The sequence below is a fragment of the Paracoccus alkenifer genome (assembly GCF_900108405.1).
Lineage (GTDB): Bacteria > Pseudomonadota > Alphaproteobacteria > Rhodobacterales > Rhodobacteraceae > Paracoccus > Paracoccus alkenifer.
The window spans coordinates 736,283-756,584 of sequence record NZ_FNXG01000002.1; the positions used below are offsets into that span (position 1 = coordinate 736,283).

The 20,302-nt window shown below is 59.5% G+C and carries 17 protein-coding genes and 2 pseudogenes; 3 read left to right on the plus strand and 16 right to left on the minus strand.

Translation table 11 applies throughout. The features are described 5' to 3' along the window. Window positions 1–495 precede the first annotated feature (495 nt). A complete protein-coding gene (locus BLW83_RS07695; protein ID WP_218139094.1) occupies window positions 496–2,373 on the minus strand; it encodes a hypothetical protein in 1,878 nt (625 codons plus the stop codon). A gap of 71 nt (window positions 2,374–2,444) precedes the next feature. Between BLW83_RS07695 and BLW83_RS15895 the strand changes: the two are divergent. Continuing rightward, window positions 2,445–2,614: pseudogene (locus BLW83_RS15895) on the plus strand (IS3 family transposase); the annotation flags it as partial. A gap of 15 nt (window positions 2,615–2,629) precedes the next feature. On the opposite strand, the pseudogene BLW83_RS07700 reads toward BLW83_RS15895, so the two are convergent. Next, window positions 2,630–3,913, minus strand: a pseudogene (locus tag BLW83_RS07700) (IS3 family transposase). 225 nt (window positions 3,914–4,138) lie between these two features. On the opposite strand from BLW83_RS07700, the gene BLW83_RS16070 reads away from it, so the two are divergent. After that, on the plus strand, window positions 4,139–4,390 hold the full coding sequence (locus BLW83_RS16070; protein ID WP_177172515.1) for an integrase core domain-containing protein: 252 nt from the start codon (window positions 4,139–4,141) through the stop codon (window positions 4,388–4,390). Window positions 4,391–4,694: 304 nt separating this feature from the next. On the opposite strand, the gene BLW83_RS07710 is transcribed toward BLW83_RS16070, so the two are convergent. From BLW83_RS07710 to BLW83_RS07770, 14 genes are all read right to left on the minus strand, one after another. Further along, entirely contained in the window at window positions 4,695–6,125 is a 1,431-nt protein-coding gene (locus BLW83_RS07710) for an aldehyde dehydrogenase family protein (RefSeq protein ID WP_090847180.1), read from the minus strand. A 16-nt stretch (window positions 6,126–6,141) separates the two neighbouring features. Next, on the minus strand, window positions 6,142–7,518 hold the full coding sequence (locus BLW83_RS07715; RefSeq protein ID WP_090847601.1) for an aminotransferase class III-fold pyridoxal phosphate-dependent enzyme: 1,377 nt from the start codon (window positions 7,516–7,518) through the stop codon (window positions 6,142–6,144). 69 nt (window positions 7,519–7,587) lie between these two features. Next, a complete protein-coding gene (locus tag BLW83_RS07720) occupies window positions 7,588–8,292 on the minus strand; it encodes an aspartate/glutamate racemase family protein (RefSeq protein ID WP_090847182.1) in 705 nt (234 codons plus the stop codon). After that, a complete protein-coding gene (locus BLW83_RS07725) occupies window positions 8,289–9,194 on the minus strand; it encodes a 3-hydroxyacyl-CoA dehydrogenase NAD-binding domain-containing protein (protein ID WP_090847184.1) in 906 nt (301 codons plus the stop codon). Before BLW83_RS07725 ends, BLW83_RS07720 begins: the two co-directional genes overlap by 4 nt. 20 nt (window positions 9,195–9,214) lie before the next feature. Then, a complete protein-coding gene (locus BLW83_RS07730; protein ID WP_090847186.1) occupies window positions 9,215–9,943 on the minus strand; it encodes a GntR family transcriptional regulator in 729 nt (242 codons plus the stop codon). Beyond that, complete coding sequence (locus BLW83_RS07735) at window positions 9,940–10,995, minus strand: branched-chain amino acid ABC transporter permease (protein WP_090847188.1); 1,056 nt, start codon at window positions 10,993–10,995, stop codon at window positions 9,940–9,942. The genes BLW83_RS07730 and BLW83_RS07735 overlap by 4 nt, the downstream gene beginning before the upstream one ends. After that, window positions 10,992–11,909, minus strand: coding sequence for a branched-chain amino acid ABC transporter permease (locus tag BLW83_RS07740; protein ID WP_090847190.1), 918 nt, complete (start codon window positions 11,907–11,909; stop codon window positions 10,992–10,994). The genes BLW83_RS07735 and BLW83_RS07740 overlap by 4 nt, the downstream gene beginning before the upstream one ends. Continuing rightward, entirely contained in the window at window positions 11,906–12,625 is a 720-nt protein-coding gene (locus BLW83_RS07745; protein WP_090847192.1) for an ABC transporter ATP-binding protein, read from the minus strand. The genes BLW83_RS07740 and BLW83_RS07745 overlap by 4 nt, the downstream gene beginning before the upstream one ends. Window position 12,626: 1 nt before the next feature. Further along, entirely contained in the window at window positions 12,627–13,346 is a 720-nt protein-coding gene (locus tag BLW83_RS07750) for an ABC transporter ATP-binding protein (protein WP_090847193.1), read from the minus strand. 59 nt (window positions 13,347–13,405) lie between these two features. After that, window positions 13,406–14,677, minus strand: coding sequence for an ABC transporter substrate-binding protein (locus BLW83_RS07755; protein WP_143042780.1), 1,272 nt, complete (start codon window positions 14,675–14,677; stop codon window positions 13,406–13,408). Window positions 14,678–14,685: 8 nt separating this feature from the next. Continuing rightward, window positions 14,686–16,452 (minus strand): hydantoinase B/oxoprolinase family protein, encoded by a 1,767-nt coding sequence (locus tag BLW83_RS07760; RefSeq protein WP_090847197.1) that lies wholly within the window; start codon window positions 16,450–16,452, stop codon window positions 14,686–14,688. Between the two features lie 14 nt (window positions 16,453–16,466). Then, entirely contained in the window at window positions 16,467–18,560 is a 2,094-nt protein-coding gene (locus tag BLW83_RS07765; RefSeq protein ID WP_090847199.1) for a hydantoinase/oxoprolinase family protein, read from the minus strand. Between the two features lie 399 nt (window positions 18,561–18,959). Then, window positions 18,960–19,130: a hypothetical protein gene (locus BLW83_RS16075; RefSeq protein WP_177172488.1), complete on the minus strand. Its 171-nt coding sequence runs from the start codon at window positions 19,128–19,130 to the stop codon at window positions 18,960–18,962. Beyond that, entirely contained in the window at window positions 19,127–19,306 is a 180-nt protein-coding gene (locus BLW83_RS07770; RefSeq protein WP_090847202.1) for a helix-turn-helix domain-containing protein, read from the minus strand. The genes BLW83_RS16075 and BLW83_RS07770 overlap by 4 nt, the downstream gene beginning before the upstream one ends. A 406-nt stretch (window positions 19,307–19,712) precedes the next feature. On the opposite strand from BLW83_RS07770, the gene BLW83_RS15440 reads away from it, so the two are divergent. Further along, complete coding sequence (locus tag BLW83_RS15440; RefSeq protein WP_143042782.1) at window positions 19,713–19,988, plus strand: hypothetical protein; 276 nt, start codon at window positions 19,713–19,715, stop codon at window positions 19,986–19,988. The last annotated feature ends 314 nt before the right edge of the window (window positions 19,989–20,302 follow it).

Sequence of the window (20,302 nt, forward strand, 5' to 3'; positions counted from 1 at the left end):
TCCGGGCTGGCGAAGAGTCACGACTACCCATGTCGGTTCGGTTCGATCATCGGGCTGTGCAGGGGCACCCCACGGTGTTTAACGGCGCCCCGTAAAACCCGGACAGGGATGGTCCTGATGCCTTTGGGATAGGTGTAAGATTTATCTTGCACCCATCTTACACCCGATCTTACACCCGCTTAAACCCCAGTAAATGCTGGTGTTTTTGATGATTTGGTGTAAGAATGTAAGAATGTAAGAATTATGGGATGGAAAAAAAATGGGGGGCCTCCTTCAAACCAAACACATACCCTCCCCCCCCCCTCCAATCGCCCATTGCCTCGTAAAATCTTACATTCTTACACCCTTACACCAGAGCCAGCAATTGCTGGGGTTTTTGAGCATAAATCGGGTGTAAGATTTGGTGCAAGATTTCTTACACCCGCGCCCTTCACCCCGACATGAGAAAAGGGCGATCCGAAGACCGCCCCATCAATGCCTGTGTTTCTTACTGCGTCAGGTCAGACGGACATCGTCCCAACGGCTGCGTCCGTTCCTCGAACGCATACGATCCCGAAGTCTCGACCAGTCATCCGAAGCCTCGATCAAGACTTCGCATTCAACATCGCCCTTGCCAGTCTGTTCCTGCATTAAATCCCCGGCCTTGTCTCTGGGATTTTCACTATCAAACAACGCAATGACATTGTTTGTCTCGACGGGATAGGCAGCAGTTTCTTCCATGGTCAACGTCCCTGTCACCTCGACATGTCCGGGCTTGGTCAGCCGATACAGTTTAATCTTCGCTCCATCAGTCGGTCGATCCGCCACACATTCCAGCAGATAAGGCCCGACCTCACCGCCATGTGTTTCGTTCCTGCCCCGGGCATAATGGCCGAGGGCAATACCGAACCGATTAGACTTCATATTATGTTTATCGGTCAGCATTTCCGAAAGCGAAAGACCTGCATGAGCTTCGATAGCGGAAGCAGACAGTCTTTCCCTCTGCTCATCATCCACTTTATCCCACACATTATCGAGAATACCCAAGATCGCATATTGATCCTCATAATCGGCCTCTATACCCCGGGCATCCGAAATCGCCATCGGGTCGATACCAGTCAAGGCCATAACAGGATACTGCACGACCGAAGACCAATGAGGATATTTGGTATTCTGAATAGTGGATGTGAGTTTCGTCTTATCGAAATTCTTCCGGACATATTCGACCAAGCCGAATGCATCCGATACGAAAGCCTTATGATCCACCTTATCGACAGGCTTCCAAGGGCGATTGATCTTCTGTGCCACCAAAGAGATTTCAAGCCAACGCACAGCCATGTCTTTGTCAGGTGAATAAGCATTGGCCGACAGCATCATCAGAACGTTAGTGGCAACCTCGACATCATTCGTCTTCTGTAGTTCCCGCGCCGAATACATTGCCGATGTCAGAATGATCGCCATCGTGGACGAACTAAACCGACCATTCACGTTATCGAAGTATAAAGCCGATGACCCTGAATTCCACAAATGAGCATGAATAGCTTTGTCGTTCTCGTGTTTATCTTTCCACGACTTGGGTGAGAACTTCCAATCGCCGCAAGCCGCCAGCGCCTCGGCCATGGGGGTCTTGCCGGTGGACTGACCGTTCATCGGGGTATGGATAGCAATGCCGGGCGCAGTATCAAGCATCGGCCTGAAGATCGACGTCAGCACAGCCGCCAGCATAGCCGCACGGCCCTTGTCGGCATCCGGGAACCGATACTCCGTGAAAGGGGACAACAGCCTGTCTATGGCAGCCTCGGCATCCTGTGGCGTCCTGATGCTGGTCATATCCGAATAATCGTTCAAGAAGTAAGTCTTGGTCGGCTCATCGAAGCCAGCCTCCCGACCATACATCCCGAGGTTCTTATCCAGACCGGGGATGCGGCTGACCTTCTCGATCTTGGCAAACCCGAAAGAACCGGATGTCGCCAGAAACTGCTTGGCAACCCCCATCGGCAGGTCGGCCTCGCCCTTCCCTGTCTGATACGAAAAGTAATCCGATACGTCCTGAATAAAGACCCGGACATCATCGTCCTTGGTCGAATAGTAATTCAACTTACCATTCCCGATCCGAACAATTCCAGCATCCCCCGTCCGATAGAAGTCCCCGGAAGTTCGCAGCACATCGGAAATGTCGGCGGCGTCCTCGGTATGACGTCCCTGCTGAATAACCGGGCATGACTTCACATCGAATAGCTTACCGACATGCTTGAATGAGTTTATCTTGACGGACCTGTCCCTATTCACATAGATCATGGCCTTGCCCGGATCCTCGGTATCCGGGTCGGCAATGCGCATCCCGTGATACTTCGCCCGCGCTGCATCCAAGTCCTTTCGGGCAAGATCGGTCACATCCCGCACATCGAATGGGCTGCCACCATCCGGGCGCAGAATAAAGCCCGGTTGCAGAATGGTCTTGTGTCCGGCGGCGGTTCGGCTATCGGCGCCTGCATGTGATCCTGCGCCGCGACGAGCTGTACGAGAGTGCAAGTGCACGCAGCAGCTTTACCGCGAGGAGGGTTTGGCGGCGCGCGGTCGCAAGAACCGCAAGCGGGCCTTGGGCACAAGGGCGCCACTGGTGCTGACCTGCCCCCCTTGGGTCCCTCGTTCATAACGAGAGTCTGCGGGTTTGAGATTGGTAGTCGGGTCGGTCGTTCTGGGCAAGCGCGCCGGGCGCGGAGCCCTCAAATTGCTCAAGCGTCCGGCGCGCTTCGAGCGGCGTCTGGTTCCCGAGCGAGGAATGCGGTCTGACGGCGTTGCAATCGTAGCGCCAGAGAGCCAGCTTGCGCCGGGCGTCGTCCAGGGTGTCGAAGATCTCCTCGTTCAAGAGCCCGTCGCGCAGACTACCGTTGAAGCTCTCGATGAAGGCATTCTGCTGGGGCTTGCCCGGGTCGATGTAATGCCAGGGCACCCCGTTCTTGTCGGCCCACTTCAGGATGGCGCGGCTGGTGAACTCGGTGCCCCTCCTCGGGGAAACGATCCCCCGGATCGTTTCCTGATCCTCGTCGATCGCTGACGATGCAAGCGGGCTTTCCGTAAATTCGCATCAGCGCATCCAACTCGCGGGCTACACGGGCGCCCGAGATGCTGGTGTCGGCGGGCAGGCACAGGTTCTCCCCGCAACAATCGTCGATCACCGCCAGAATGCGGAACTTGCGCGAGGCGCCAAAGCTGTCGGCCAGAAAGTCGAGCGACCAGCGGGCGTTGGGATGCGCCGCCTCCGGCATCGGCGTGCGTGACCCACGGGCCCGCTTGCGCCCGCGCCGTCGCTTCACCGACAGTGTCGTCGGGAAAACAGTCCCCCGGACTGTTTTCTGATCCTCCTCCATCCTCTCGGTAGAGCCGATAGAGCTTCTTGTGGTTCATGATCATTCCCTTGCGCTCGAGCAGAATGCCGATCCGGCGATAACCGAACCGGCGCCGCTTCCCGGCGATCTCCTTCATTTCCTCGCGGATATCGGGCCTCGCCATCGGGCTCGGACCAATGGCGCCTCGATGGCTCGATCCGGCGGGCGTTCGCGCCGGACCGTTTTGGGATCGACACCGACAAGCTGGCAGGCCCGGCGTTGCGAGATATCATGATCCCGCATGACCCTTAGCGCTGCCTCTCGCCGCCTGGTCAGCGTCGTCAGCTCTTTCCCAAAAGATCCTTCAGGACGACATTGTCGAGCATCGTGTCGGCCAGCAGGCGCTTGAGCTTGGTATTTTCATCTTCCAGCACCTTCAGCCGGGCGGCCTCAGAAACCTTCATGCCGCCATATTTGGCTTTCAGTTTGTAAAACGTCGCCGGGCTGAGGCCATGCCGGCGGCACACCTCCGCTGTCGGCATTCCGGCCTCCTGCTCCTTAATCATCCCGATGATCCGCGCCTCAGTGAAACGGCTTTTCCTCATTCGTCTGCTCCTTCGCGGTTGAGCAGACTCTACATCAGACTGAGGGATCGCGCGGGGGGCAGGTCAGTGCCCGAGGCTGTGACGAATGCCCGTTGGTCAGTCGATTCCATGACCAGTTTGCCGACGGGCGCCGTTTCCGCATCCTGAACGTGATCGGCGATGTCACCAAGGAGAGCCAAGCAGCCGTCGTTCACTCCGAACGCAATCCTGGAGTGCGCTGAGAAGATGCAGGTGAAGTGGCACTATATCGCGCGCGGCAAGCCCATGCAGAACGGTAACTGCGAGGCGCTCAACGGTCACATACACGACGAGTTGCTCAACGAGACGCTGTTCTTCGGTATCGACCATGCCCGGCAGGCGGTCGCTGAATGGGTCCACACCTGCAACACCGAGTGGCGCATTCCGCCCTCGGCTACCAGCCCCGGCGGTCTTTGCCGCCCCACTCGCCGCAATAGGCGATCAGCTTCGCGCATCTGAAACGCTGCGCAGATCACCCATTGCTCCGTCGGCGCGACCGCGCCAAATTCAACCGCCGACTCTGGCCTCAGCTGGATGAGCATCGGGAGTCACAGCAGAAGGCTTCGTGTGAAGCGCGACGCCAGTCGCAAATCCGGAAGGAATTGGCCAAGGTTCAGCGCTTCATCTCTGGTCCTTCCCGGGTGGACCACAGTCTAGTTCAAGCTGAATCAGATAGAGGGAGCTTCGACACCGGGCACGGGGTCGAAGCCGAAAGGCCCCTAGAGCCTTCCGGAATGTTATTGCGGGTTATTATGTTTCGCGATCACGGTGTGACATAAACGGTTTTCAACGCCGTATAGAACTCGCGCGCGTGCGCACCCTGTTCGCGGGGGCCATAGGATGAATTCCCACGGCCACCAAAGGGGACATGGTAATCAACGCCCGCTGTTGGCGTATTCACCATGACCATACCCGCGCCGGACCGACGCTTGAAGTCCGCGACCTTCGCCAGCGACGTGGTGCAGATCCCTGAAGAAAGACCGAATTCGGTATCATTGGCGACCGAGACAGCCTCTTCATAACCCCCCACCTTTATGATGGAAGCGACGGGACCGAAAATTTCTTCCTGGTTAATGCGCATACCGTTTGTCGCCCCCGTAAAAAGCGCCGGTTGCAGGAAATAACCCTCGGTCGGGCGATTGAGAGGGTGTCCCCCGAACGCAAGCTCGGCGCCTTCGGATCGCCCGATCTCGATGTAATCCAGATCCTGCTGTAGCTGGGCCGCGCTCGCTACCGGACCTATTTCGGTTTCCGGATCCAAGGCATGGCCGACCCGCAATTCGGATAAGCGTTTGATCATGCGCTCGACGAAAACATCATGGATGGATCCCTCGACGATCAGCCGGCTGGACGCAGTGCAACGCTGACCGGTCGAAAAATACGATCCGTTCACCGCCACCGAAACCGCGACGTCAAGATCGGCGTCCGCGCAAATAATAAGCGGATTCTTGCCGCCCATTTCCATCTGCACCTTCTTGCCACGTTCCATGCAGGCCATGCCAATCTGGCGCCCCGTCTGGACCGACCCGGTGAAGCTGACGGCGCGGACAAGCTTGGACTGGACAATGGAATTGCCCACCACCGCCCCCCGACCCATCACCAGGTTAAAGACGCCCGCGGGCAGTCCAGCGCGGTGGAGGATATCTGCAAGAGCCCACGCGCTGCCAGGCACGAGATCGGCGGGCTTGAAGACAACCGTGTTGCCGAAAGCCAGGGCCGGGGCGATCTTCCACGCTGGGATTGCAATCGGAAAATTCCACGGGGTGATGATGCCGACCACCCCTTCAGGCTCGCGGATGATCTCGACCTCAAGGCCGGAACGGACTGAATCGAGCCGCTCTCCGGTCATACGCAGGGCCTCGCCGGCGAAGTAGCGAAAGATGCGGCCAGCGCGGGTGACCTCGCCAATACCCTCACTCAGGGTCTTGCCCTCTTCGCGCGACAATAAGTGCCCAAGCTCTTCGCGGCGCGCAAGTATCTCTGCACCCGCACGGTCCAAGATGTCAGAGCGCAGCTCGGGGGACGATCTTCCCCAAGTAGAGAAAGCGGCGTGGGCAGCATTGATAGCATCTTCCACGTCCTGTGCACTGGCCTGTGCAAAGTCACCGATTTTGTCCGAAAGGTCGCTGGGATTGACATTGCTGGTCGATTGGGTGCTGCCGACCCATTCGCCGGCGATCAGATTTGGTTTCATTGCAGAGCTTCCCGATTCAAGATTTCAATAGAGCGATGAGTTCCGGCATTGCGGAAGTGACGGCGGCTGCATAGCGGTCCATGGCCTCGTCGATTTCTCCAGCAGTGATCGACAGTGGCGGCGAGAAGGAATTAACCGGTATAAATGGCAAAGCACGTGTGAGGACTCCGGCCTCGATCGCGTGGCGGGCGACAATTCGATGGGGTCCGGTGCCGGCGGGAAAAGCTGTGCGTTTCGCGCGGTCAGCCACGAACTCTACCCCCGCCATCAGGCCAACCGAGCGAATATCACCGATGAAGGGATTGTCGCCCAGCCGATCACGGAGTGCCGTGACGAACCTCGGTGCAAGGGCTGCGGCATTTTCGACCATGCCTTCACGTTCGATCAGGTCGATGTTCGCAAGCGCCACCGCACTTCCCACCGGATGGCCGGAATAGGTGAAGCCATGCATGAATGCCCCAACCTCGGGTGATGCGTTTTCCAATACGGACCAGATCCGGTCAGATACCATATTCGCAGACATCGGGAAATAGGCGCTCGTCAGCCCCTTGGCGAGCGACACGATATCAGGTCGTAGATTATATGTGCCCGTGCCGAACCATTGGCCAGTGCGGCCAAAGCCGGTAATTATCTCATCGGCAATAAACAGAATGTCATTTGCGTCCAGCACCTGCTGCACGCGCGCAAAATAATCTGCGGGCGGCAAGAAAACGCCGCCGGTGCCCATAACCGGTTCGGCAATGAAGGCGGCGATGGTCTCTGCGCCCTCGCGGGCGATCAGCGTTTCAAGGTCGGCCACCATACGATCCGAGAATGCCTGTTCGCTTTCGCCGGGTAGGGAAAAGGTGTAATGATGCGGGCATGAGGTGTGCACCACATCCGCGATCGGCAGGTCGAAGGCCTTGTGGTAAGCTTCAATACCGGTAAGGCTAGTGGCGGCGTAGGTCAGGCCATGATAGGCTCCGATCCGCGAAATCACCTTTTTCTTCTTCGGAAGACCCCGTAAATTATTGTAGTATCGCACCAGCTTGAAAGCTGTATCATTCGCATCCGACCCCGAGGTGCCGAAGAATACGCGCGCCATCTGCGGCGCCCCGGCCCGTTCCCGAAACAGGCCAAGCAAACGGTCGGCCAAGAGGATTGTGGCCTCGCAGGACGCGCCGCCGAACAGATGCTGGTAGCTCAGTTCCCGCATGGCCTTTGCCGAAGCATCGGCCAGCTCGGCACGTCCATAGCCAGCGTTTACGCACCAAAGCCCGGCCCCCATGTCGATCAGGTCCCGACCCGCAGCGTTGCGCAACATCACACCAGCGGCACTAGTGTAAACAGACGGACCATTGCGCATGACATCGTCGATCGAACTGACCGGGTGGAACACGCTCTGGCGGTCCATCTCGGCGAGAGAGAGATTCCGGGGATGTGTCATCGTATTTAGCTTTCAGGTTGCGCGTAGCCAGTCGGCTCACACGGCAGGACAAGGAGTCAGCAGGGCGCGGAGGGCATGCACCGCGCAATCGGGAGTGGTTAGAACCGGGGCGGAGATAACGTGGCGCACCATGTCAGCCGCGCGCGCCATCGAGAATTGGGCCAGAATGACAACCTGGACATCGCCCAAACGGCGCGCCGCCTCGGCCACCAGCGCGTCATGGCGAGCGCCGTCGCCTGCCTTGAGCGCCTGAAGCGCGCCATCGGCCAGCACAGTGTGGACGCGCGTTTTCCGGTTCTGGGCGTGGGCCATCTGCTCCAATTCGGCCCGAAGCGATGCCGCCGAAGGTTCGAAAGACACGATCAGGCCAATCTCGCCGCCGATCGCAAGCGCCTGTTCAAAGGCCGCTTCATTCGGCCGCATGACCGGGATGGTCACCCGCGTTTTCACAGTGTCAATTGCCGGTCCGAAAGCAGAGCAGGTAAAAAGGATACCGCTTGTTCGCCCGGCAAGCCCCTCGGCGCCGGCCGCATAATCGGCCAAGGTCGCAAAGCGCAGCCTCATCGCCACGTCCAGCTCGCCAGCATGGGCGCGGTCGATCGCCAGCGAAGTATCCAGCAGGTCGAATGCGAAAGCTTCAGGCCATGCCTCGCGAAAGGCGGCGCGAACAGGAGCGACGGATTCCTCAAGAGCGTGGATCAGCGCGATGCGCGGCCCCGGGAACGTGGCGGAAACGGTCAAGAAATGTCCCTCGCCTTGATGGTCGCGATAAGCCCCGCATCGCGTTCCGCCTCGAGCTCTGCCACACTGCGGCCTGCCGCCTCGGCCTCGACGCCGGCGATCAGCAGATCGCAGACCTCAGGGGTCAGGACCGGCTTGCCGAGCGTCGACCAGCGGCGTTCCTGGCTGGGGCCGAGATGGCTGAGATAATGGGCCATTCCGCCCGGTCCCCCGCCCAGATGATAGGCCATATGCGCCCCGACCACGGACCAGCGCAGGCCGGGCCCATGCACCAGCGCGGCGTCGACCTCGGCGACATCGGCGATCCCGTCGGCCACGATGTTGACCGCTTCTCGCCACAGCGCCGATGAAAGGCGGTTGGCGATGTGGCCCACCGCATCCCGCCGCAGTCGGACCGTTCGGCGGCCGAGATCTTGATAGAATGCCTCGGCACGGGACACCGTTGCGGGATCGCGGCCGAAGATCTCGACCAGCGGCATCAAGTGCGGTGGATTGAAAGGATGAGCGGTGACGAAACGCTGCGGATGCGTCATCCCCACGGCGAGATCGCTCCAAACCAACGACGACGTGCTTGAGGCAATGATCGCATCGACCGGCGCCGCGGCATCGACACGGGTATAAAGCGCCCGCTTCAGCGGCACGTTCTCGGGGGCATTCTCTTGCACGAGGTCCACGCCCTGTGCCGCCTCTTCGGGTTCGGCACAGGATATCAGCCTGCCGCGACTGCGGCCTTTCCCCAAGCCCAATTCGACCAGTTGCGCCATTGGGAGAGCGATCCGGTCTGCAACCCCGTCGCGCGCCGTCGGGGACGGATCCCAGACGGCCACGTCATGGCCGTGCACGAGAAAGAGCGCGGTCCAGCTGACCCCGATCAATCCGCAACCAAGAACAGCGACCTTCATCTGCGTCACGCCTCTTCTCCTCAATCAATCTCAAGGCCGGATGCCGCAGGCAGGGTCTCTTCCTCTGCGAACTCGCCATGCGTCGACAGGAACGCCATGCCCGAAAGGATGTCTCGAGCGATAGCTTCACCCGCGGCCTCTCCGTCGCCCCGCTCGAGTGCCGCGATAGCCTCGTCGTGGAAGTTCGCTTCGATCATGCGGTCCAGACCCTTGTTCAGGTGTCGCAGGAAAGGACCGGCCTGGAGCCACATCAGACGGATCAGCGATTGCAGCGTCTGGGACGGGCAATAACGATAGATCGCAAACTTCAGTCTTTGGTTATGGTCCAGATAGTCCTCGATTGCATTTTCCGAAATAGCCCGGTCAAGACCTGCGGCCTCATCGTAGAGCTCGTCGAAGCCAGCGGCATCGATCAAGCCGCAGGCTTCGGATGCCGCCGCCCGCTCAAGCAATGCGCGCGCTTTCATGACCTCTTGAAACTTGCGCAAGCTGATGAGCGGCACCGAGAAGGTCCCGTTCAAATTCTTCACCAGCGCGCCTTCGGCCAACAGTCGTCCTAAGGCGGCGCGCACAGGCATGTCTGATGTGCCGAGCTTTGCGGCCAGCTTACGGGACGTGACTTTTTCGCCTGGCGCAAAACCCCCTCGCATCAATACATCGCGCAGTTGGCGATAGACTTGATCCTGGACCGAATAGTCCTCGATTTTCGACAGCGTTGCGGCCGATGGGGCAGTCGGTTGTCTGGTCATCTTCTTTCACCCACCTCTAGTTCCCCCACGAGTCCTTGTGGCCGGAAAATCAGAATCGAAAGCAGCACAATGGCCAGAACGATTTCCCGGGTTCCCTCAGGTGCTTGCAAAAGATTGTCGCCCACCGAAATGCCCCGCTCGAACACTTGGATACATTCTCGCAGCGCCGCCACGAACAGCGCACCGACCACCGCGCCAGTCAACGATCTTAGTCCGCCTACAACCAGCATCGCCAAGGTCAGGAAGGTCATATCGAGCCAGAACATACTGACGGAAATTGTGCCCAGGAAATGCCCGTAGAGAACGCCGCCAAGGCCAGCCACAAAGCCGCTGATCGTAAAGGCAACAAGCTTTTGCGTCCAAGCGTTCACACCTGACGCACGTGCAGCGGCCTCGTCTTCGCGCACGGCACGCAGACGCAGGCCGTACGAGGACACCCTGTAAAGCGTCGCGATCAGGATCGCGACGGCCGCTGCGCCAAGCGCGACCCAAAGCGTGACATAGGTTGGCAAGCCGACGATGGCGCTTTGACCGGCGGTCCAGCCATCCCAGTTCTCATAGGCGGTCTTGAACACAAATAGGACAGACAGCAGCGCGATCGAGGCGGCGGTCCCTGACAAGCGCATCAGCGCCACTCCAAGGATCAGCGCGACAAATCCCGCCAAGGTCGCCGCCAGCAAGGCAGCCAACCCCAGCGGCACCTGCGCAGTGGCCATCCAGACAGGGAGCTCCGGCATAAAGATCAGCCGCATCGGGCCGCAGCAGGTCTGCCATGCCGAGGCGTAGGCACCGATCAGCGCGAATGTGACATGTCCGAAAGATACGATACCCGAGTTTCCGATGAAAATCGAAAGACCCGCCACCAGCACCACATAGATCAGCGCCTCGGTCATGATGCTTTCGAGGCGCGGCGCCCCTGTCAATGCAATGATGATGCAAAGCACCAATAGCGGAACGATCAGCGCTGCCGACGGGCGCGCCACCCGTCCGATCCAGAGCAATGAGGCTGCTGCTGCCGGCGAAGAGCGACGAGGATCCACGGAATCTGTCATATCCGTTCCAGCCTTTTCGAAGAGGAGAAGATACCCTGCGGACGCACCAGCAGGACCAGCACCACGAGCCCGTAGAGGAAGGCATCGCGCGAGGCCCGCAATTCCGGAGGCAGCAGAGCCTGAAGGAATGCCGAGGCGAACCCAAGCGTCAGCCCGCCCATCATAGCGCCCCAGAGACTGCCTATTCCGCCCAGCACCGTCCCGACAAACCCTGCAATCGCCAGGGGAACGCCCATGCGGTAATCAAGAACACCGGTCTTGGCGACATAGAGAAGCGAGACTGCACCGGCGAGCACACCAGAGACCGCGAAGGCATAGGCAATGACTCGGTTGGCCTTCACCCCCAGAAGCCGAGCCATTACGAAATCTTCAGAGGCCGATCGGATCTCACGCCCCGGGCGAGTAAAGCCAAGGAATACAACCAGCAGAATGAAAAGAACCGCCGTCACCGCTACTGTCACGATGTCGATAAGCGGCAGGCGCACGTCTCCTACAGAGACATACCCCCTCAGCCCATCCAGGATGTTAACCGACTTAGGCCGCCCGGTGTGAATGAAAAGGATTACATTCTGGATAAGAAAACTGATTGCGAAGGACGAGATCAGCAGACTCGCACCATCGGCGTGACGTTCGCGCAAGGGCCGGAACGCAAAGCGTTCGGTCGCAAGCATCATCAGGACGACAAATCCGATGGTCATAGGCACCATCAGCCAGACACTGAACGCGCCGAGATACGGTTCAGCGACTTCTGCCGCAGAGGGAACGACCAGTGCGTAGGCGCCAATCGTGATCAGGTCGCCATGGGCGAAATTGATCATCCGCATGACCCCGAAGACGAGGCCGATGCCCAGAGCAACAAGCGCATAGGCGCCGCCAAGGCTCAGAGCATCCACCAGTAGCTGAACCCAATTCATCGCGTTCCGACCTCTCCGAAATAAGCAGCTTCGAACCCGGCATTCGACGTAAGTTCATCGACCGGTCCCTCCATCACGACACCGCCGGAGCGCACAAGATACAACCGGTCCGCAAGCGCCAGCGCACGCCGGCTGCTTTGTTCAACCACCAGGATCGTTACGCCCTCTTGCCGAAGCCGGACAAAGGTGCTGAAGACCAGGTCGACAAATTGCGGTGCGAGACCAAGGGACGGCTCGTCAACAATAAGCAACCTGGGGCCCGTCATCATCGCCCGCGCAATGGCAAGCTGTTGCTGCTCGCCGCCCGACATCTGGCCAGCGGGCTGATCCCGGCGTTGCTCAAGGATCGGAAACAACTCATACATACGGTCGAGCGACTGGGCTTGCTGTCCCCGTTTCCTGGCCAGGGGGGCACCGATCAGCAGGTTCTCGCGCACCGACATGCGGCCGAAAATACGGCGCCCCTCGGGAACGAGGCTGACGCCCATCGCGGCAACGGCCTCGGGCGTCGTCCGGGAAATGTCGACGCCATCCAGCAGGATCTGGCCGGAAGTCAGCCGCTTCACCCCGGCGATCGTCATGGCGGTGGTCGACTTTCCGGCACCGTTGGGGCCGACCATGCATACGACTTCGCCTTGCGCGATTTCGATGTTCAGACCACGGACCGCGGGCACCTTGTGATAGTCCACGCGCAGGTTCTTGACCTCGAGTAACATCTCAGTGGCCCCCCAGATAGGATTCAATTACGTCCGGGTTGCGGCGAATTTCCTCGCGCGGCCCAGAAGCAAGCGTCCGCCCGCCGCGCAAAACATGCAGCCGTTCGCAAACCGCCATTACCACGGGCATATTGTGCTCGATCAAAAGAACTCCGCAGCCGTATTGGGCGGGGATGCGTGCGATGAGTTCGACGAGCTGCGCGCCCTCGACATCATTCATCCCGGCCGCCGGCTCATCAAGCATAAGAAACTTCGGCTCAAGCGCGAGGGCCCGGGCGATGCCGACCAATCGCTCCTGCGTGTAGGGCAAGGAACCTGCAATTCTATCGGACTCTTCTGCAAGCCCCACGAATTCCAATGCGCGCTGCGCGGCCTGCTCACCCTCGACGCTGCCCGCATGATGCGCAAATACCGGCACCTGGACATTCTCGCGTACAGTCATTCGCTGGAAAAGTCGTACGGACTGGAAAGTGCGCACGATACCGCGACGCGCCAATACATCCGGCCGCGCACGGGTCAGGTCGATTTCGTTGACTTTTACGGTCCCGCCGGAGGGTCGTGTGAACCCGGACAGCACATTGACCAGCGTGGTCTTTCCGGCCCCATTGGGGCCGAGAAGTCCCAGGATTTCTCCCTGGTCGAGGGAAATGCTGACGTCCTCCAGTGCCGTCAGCCCATGGAAACGGACCGTCACGCTTTGCGTGGTTAGGCGTGCTGACATGTCTAACTCCCTGCTGGAATGCCGGACGGGAGCATTGCCCGTCCGCCAACCTTTTCTGCTTACTCGACCGGCATATAGTCGCCCGTGGCCATGTCATAATAGCCAAGAGCCGTGGTCTTTCCGTCGGTCGTGGACATGAACAACATTGGGCGTTCATCATTACTGTGTTTTTCGGGGGTGAAAGTAGTGGGGCCAACCAGCAGGTCTTCGCCCGAGAAACTTTCAAGTGCCGCACGAACCTCGTCCGTTTCAAAGCTACCGGCCTTTTCGACAGCCCGCGACCACGCCTCAATCACGGAATAGCCAGTAATGCCCTGCCCCGACGCCGGCAATTCACCATAGATTGTCTCGTATTGTTCATAGAACGCCCGGTTGCGTGCCCTCGGATCCTCGACGCCGGCATCGGCCGCGTTGCTCAGGTGGAAATAGTTTGAAAGGCCCGGAACGGCCGAATGCCAGGAACTCGAATCGCCCCCCGTGCCAGCAAGAATCGGAATGTCGATTCCGGCCGAACGGAACTGGCGGATCGTGCTGGCGAGACCCGGCGGAACACTGCACAACATCATCATGTCGGCCGGCTTATCCAACGCCTTATAGCGCGAGATCTGCGACGATACAGTTACGTCGGCATTCTTGAACTCATCCTGAAGCACAATCGAGTCGGCGCCCGCAAGTTCTGTCCAGCGTTCGACAAAACCCGCGCAAAGCGACTTGTCATATTGAATGAACGTATCCAGCAATACATAGGCGGCCTTCCAACCCTGCTTCTTGAAAGCCCAGTCTGCCAACATGCGGCCGGTGCCGTCGGCTTCGGTTGCCATGGTGAAGACATTGTTCCCGATTGTCAGGTCGCCTAGCTTATCATCCCCCCCGCAGCTGGAAATCGCAATCACGCCAGCCTGTTGCGCCACAAGCGCCGCCGGGGCACCCATATCGAAATCACAGGCAACCATGATCATTTTGGCACCTTGCCCCACCAGCTCCTGGGCGGCGCGTGCGGTTTCGGCCTGGTCGGTCTTGGTGTCGATGTGGACAAGCTTCAACTTGTGGCCCAGCAATCCACCCTTTGCGTTGATTTCGTCCACAGCCAACCGGGCCGCCCGCGTCGAATTGGTGTCAAAGGCCGCCATCCAACCACTGAAAGAGGTCGCCGCACCGACGATGATATCTTCGGCCTTGACTTGGGTGGTGGAAGCAATCGCCACCGAAGCAGCCAGCAAGGCCATTTGTGGTGTGCGGTGCGGCATACGAACCTTACGCATCATTATGACTTCTCCTGTTGTCTTGATTTTTCTATTGTTTTCTTTGATTTCTGAGCGGTTTCCACTCACTTATCTGGCTATGCGCCAGCGCGCTCTCTGGCGGATTGCGTGGCGTCCATATCCAGCCCGCCACTGCGATCAAGCGTCACGCCATAGACCTCGCGGGCACGCTGTTCGCTTACCCAGCCATCTTGCACGTCCTTGAGAACGCGATGCGGATCCCGCGCCAGGGGCGAGCCATATCCGCCGCCGCCGCAGCAGATGGAAATGATCGCCTCTCCTTCGTGGATGCGGACTGTGGCCGCCGCGGGCAGCGCCTCGGTGGCGCCGTCCTTCTTGCGACGGAACTGGTTCGATCCGCCACCCACGCCACCGCCATGCACGCCACGAGGAGGGTTCAGTCGACCGTCACTGCAATAGGCCACGTCGATGTCGCAGCCGACCGGGCTGAATTCGACGAGCAGGCTCGGCGCACCGATATGGCGCCCGGCTCCTTCGGTGTCGGGCAGGATACGACGTTCCTGCACCAGAATCGGCTGATAGAGCTCGTCCAACTCGACGCTGTCGATGAAGCACATGCCCCCGTTGCCAACATGCAGATAGGTCAGCCACGCATCCTCGTACGGTGTGCCCGCGCCGGTGGTGCAGCCGAGGAAAATCTGATTGACGAAGGGGTCGCCGGTGCGCGGGTCCAGACCCGAAACCACCGCCGACGATGGGGGAATAAACGCTCCGAACTCGGCTGTTCCGAAGCCTTCGCCAAATTGCGCAATCGAGAGTGCAACAGCATGGGTGACGCGATCCGCGACGTTGGTCGTCGAAACGGAACAACTGGTCGGATGCACCGGAATCCCCGCTACCGAGTTCTTTTTAAGCAGGATTTCCACTCTTCTAAAACTGCCGGCGTTGCGCGGAATATCCCCCCCGATGCTGTTGAAGAGCGCGATGAGGCAGGCTGATCGGGCGCAGGCTTCACTGAGGTTGAGGCCGCACGGCAGGGCGTCGATATTGTCCCTCAGGTCGATAGTGACCCTGCCCTCATCGGGACGCGATGTTACCGTAGCGTTGATGCGGATGCCTTCAGGCGGAGTTCCCGGAATCGGATCATGGGTGCTTGACGCCGTGGCAACGCCCTCGGGCAATGTCGCAAGCCGTGCCGCCATGCGCTGTTCGCTGTAATCGAACCACTGGCCGCAGAACGCCTCGAGCTTGTCCCAGCCGACCTCGGATCCAAGACGCAGGATCTCCTGCTCTCCGATGCGGGCCGAGCCGATCATGGCCAGGAAGTCACCCTTCCACTGCTCGGGCACGCGGATACGCATTTCGCACATGCGCACCATGTCGTCGATGGTGCGATAGTTCTCTTGCACCCGCACTGCCGGAAAGATCAGCGCCCCCTCGGCGTAGACGTCGGGTGCGGTGCCCATGTAGGTAGTCGGCTCGGCGTTACCACAATCGGCCTGGTGTGCCTTGGTCAGCACGGTAAAGCGGTGCTTGCCGGAATCGTCAATCACTGGAATGAGCAGCACATGGTCCGCAGCATGTGAGCTGCCGTGATAAGGCGAATTGTGGAGGAAGGCGTCTCCGCGCCGCAAGTCGGGATGAAAGTCCTTCATTGACTGCGCCATCATGTCCGGCCCGACCAGAACGTGGATCGGCAGGCTGTCTGCGGTAGCCAAGAGCTGGCAGTCAGCGGTCACGATGCAGCAGGAAAAATCACGCGCCCTGTTCAAAACGCCCGACCGACCTGTTCGGTAGAGCGTGTTGGTCATCTTCCGTGCAATGCCTTCGAAGCGATTGATCAGGATTGCCAGCTCAGCGCCGTTGAGAACATTATTTTCCATTGGTTCGGCTCCGATCACGACTTGATGGAATTGTTGGCGGTTGCAGCGCCGGGCTGAACGATCAGGTTGCCCGACATGGATCGGCGGAACGTGACTGCCGGAGGCACCACTATTGCGGTGAAACGGCTTTCGACGATCGCTGGGCCGGTCTGGACGACATCAACCGGCAACCGCTCAAAGGCGAGGACAGGAACCTCGGCATGTCCGATACCGGCGAAATAGGCTTGCCGGTGCCGGTCGGCTGCTTCTCCTGCCGCCTCGCTGGCGATGCGCAGATCGGTCGTATCGGCCACTTTGCAGCGGATCTGTGCGCGCCAGGCGATAGCCTCGACCATCGAATTTTCGTCCCGGAAGGCGAAGATCCGTTCATGGGCGTCGTGAAAGGCCCCACAGAGCGCGCGGGCGGCATTCTCGCCCTCAAGTTCGTCGGCTTTGATCGCCACGTCGATTTCCCAGACTTGGTGCGCGTAGCGCGCCTCGACGAAGTAATCGATGTGGGTGGCATCGGCCGGCGCGCCAATCTGCGCGGAAAATGCCTGGGCCTCGCTGCGTAGTTCGTCCAGCTTGGCGCGAACGCCTGCGGTATCGAAGTCGTCACTGTTGGTGACAAACAACCTGCGAAAACCACGCCCCACTTCCGATACGACCGCCCCGGCAGCTGACAGGCCGGCCCCGACTTCGGGAATAAGCAGCGTCGGGCAGCCGAGACGGGCGGCAATTGCCACCGCGTTCAGCCCTGCCGCGCCCCCGCCGCCGATGATGCTGGCGGCCGTCGGGTCGATCCCCTGATTCACCGTGATATCTGCAATCGCCTGAACCATGTTTTCGGTCCAGACATCAAGAATTGCCAGTGCAGCCGCCTCGGGCGAAAGCCCGAGCGGGCCTGCCACCTTTTCAGCAATCGCTCGTCGAGAAGCAGGCAGATCCAGACGGATCCGGCCACCCAGGAAGTAATCCGGATCAATATAGCCCAGAACAAGCGCCGCATCCGAAACGGTGGGTTCCGTGCCCCCCGCGCCATAGCACACCGGCCCCGGCACCGAACCGGCACTTTGCGGTCCCACATGCAAGACGCCGCCCTCATCCACCCAGGCAATACTACCGCCCCCTGCGCCGACGCTCTTCACGTCAACCGATGGAAATCCGGTCAAGTCGCTCTGATACGGGCGGCCAAGCCAGCTTTCATGGGTAAAGGGCACATGCCCCGCCCGAACCAGCGATACGTCAAAGGTGGTTCCGCCGGTGTCGAACACAATGGTATCCGCCTCGGTTGTATCTGCTGCAGCAACGTAATTCCCGGCAATCGGAGCCATCGAGGGACCGGAATTCAGCGCCAGGATCGGGGCGCGCCGAATTTCGTCGGCGTTCACCATCGTCCCTTGCGAGGTCAGGACGAGAACTTGCCCCGAAAAGCCGGCGTCCTGCATCGCCGTCTCAAGCCCGCCGATATAACGGTCCATCAAGGGTTTCAGCGAAGCGTCAATCGCGGTGGAGATGGTGCGGCGATATTCGCGCAGCGACGGGTTCAGCCTGTGCGACAAGGTTACCGGAACCCCCGGCAGGCGTTCGTTCAGGATCTGCTCCACTCGTAACTCATGGCCAGGATCAATGATCGACCACAGCAGGCTCACCGCCACCGACTCGACCTTATCCTCGCGCAGTTGCTCGACGATCCGAATTACCGCCGACTCGTCCAGCGGCCGCAGTTCGTTGCCTTGCGCAGCAAACCGACCGGGCACCTCAAACGTGCGTGCCCGCGGGATGAAAGCGCGCTGATAGCGGACCGTATGGTCGAACGGCTTTTCACGCCCACCCTCACGCAAAAGCAGGATGTCCGGATGTCCTTCGCTGACCAGCAGCGCGGTTCGGGCAACCCGTCCCGTCACGATGGCGTTGATCGCATGTGTCGTGCCGTGAATGAACTGGGTTCCCTTGCTCAGAAGCACCTCTCTGTCCATGCCAAACGCCTCTGCGGCAACGGAAAATGCGCCAAGGACGCCCTCCACCGGGTTGCTTGGAACAGTCGGGGATTTGAAGAGGTGAAGCTGCCCTTCCCGCTCGATAACGAGATCGGTGAAGGTGCCGCCGGTGTCAGTCGCAAACCGCATCTGAGGCTTCCCTTTGTCTATTTGGTGCCGTTTGGGGGCTAGCAAACGCAACCGCTTTGGGCCGAGTCGGGGGCAGGTTAGGCGACGCAATTTCGTCTCGCAACACTTTTCTGCGATCTGCGATCGCATTTTTTACGCAAGCGTGGCTCAGGCTGAGCAAGGAGCCATGTCATTGATTTACTGAACGATCTTGCCGATTTTCCCGGTCGTGATCGCAACTCTCCACAGGATTTCAAGCGCGCACCATGCGATTTTTGATGATGTCCATGAAACCGGTCGACTCGTCGAAGGGCAGATTTCAGGTGGTCAAGGGTGATTCGAACTGCTGGTCGTGCCGCTTTTTTCCAGGCGCTTTCTTGAGCAGATCGACCTGTATGCCGAGATCGGCGAACATGCGCTTCAGCCGTCGGCTTTCGTCCTCCGGCGCCGCCACCCCGGACAGTCTGACACCGAGATACGATGCTCGGGACCGATATCGTCGGCATAGGCGAACGACAGGATCTTGTCCTCGGAGCGGGCAAGCAGACCCACGGGCGCGTCCGGCCCTTCCATCCAGACATCCATTCTCATGGACGCACCTCGGAGAAGGTATCGATGCCGAGAATGCGGCACAGCCTGAAGTACGTATCGAGATGCGAGCGACGGCTTTCGCCTTCGATCTTCGAGAGGTTTCGGGAACCGATGCCCGCAATCAGCGCCAGTTTGAACTGCGCGGTGCCGATCCGCCCGCGATGCCATCGGATCATTTGACCTTGACGCCAAGATAGCGGGGCGCAGCGGCGGATTTGGCGATAAACTGACGGGAACGCCAAGAAAAGAGTCAAGGGGCGTGCTGCTGCCCCTCAAGCTCAAGGCCGCAAGCATCGCAGCCTCGAAGGCCGACAAGTGGAAGAGCATCGACACCAGGCACCACAGCCCGCCCACTCGCGTCAAGATCCGTAGCGGGCAGCCAGCCCCGCCCAGAGCTTTCCTCTATGCTGCTTCCCGGACCTGACTGAGTATCCTTGCGGAGATATAATTGATTTATGCCTTTATTAGGCACCCCTTCCAGAATGACCACTCAATCTCAAACGCACTTTACCTATAGCAATTACACCGCGAATTCCAACAATAATTCGATAATGCATAAAGTATATTTGAAGGGAATTTAGAATGACCAAGCGAGGAAGACGAACAGCCATTGCCGAGGCGATCCGGGAACCACTGGCGCATACCGACCCGGATGACCTTCGTGAGATCGCCCGCATCTATGCCAATGCTGCGGAGTTGTCTCGGAACCTGAACCGGAGATGTTATGATCCATGGTCGGGCAAGATGGTCGATGCCAGTCCGGCAACCATGGCGCGCAGTGTCGGGGCAAGCATCATGGACAAGCGGACCATGGCCCGGCTCTTGCTTGCGTACACAAAAGAGTCCACAATCCGTTGAGGATTCTTGGAATGTTCTGGTCAATCTGTCGTTGTTAATGCCTTAAGTCCTTGATTTGTAATCAGGGGGTCGGGGGTTCAAATCCCTCAACCGGCACCATTTTTTATCCGATGTTTCAATGCGTTGACGGGCAGTGGGCGGGTTTGTCCGCACCATGGGCCGCGGCTGGCGTGGGGCCGGGCCGGGCGACGGCGGCGCCCTGGACCGGCCGAGTCGGGCGGGCCGCGCCCAGCCCGCAGGGAAATTCCACCGTCCACCTCGCGGGCCGGGGCAGGGCGCGCTTGTGGCAGAGCCATTCAAGGCCCGTTCACGCA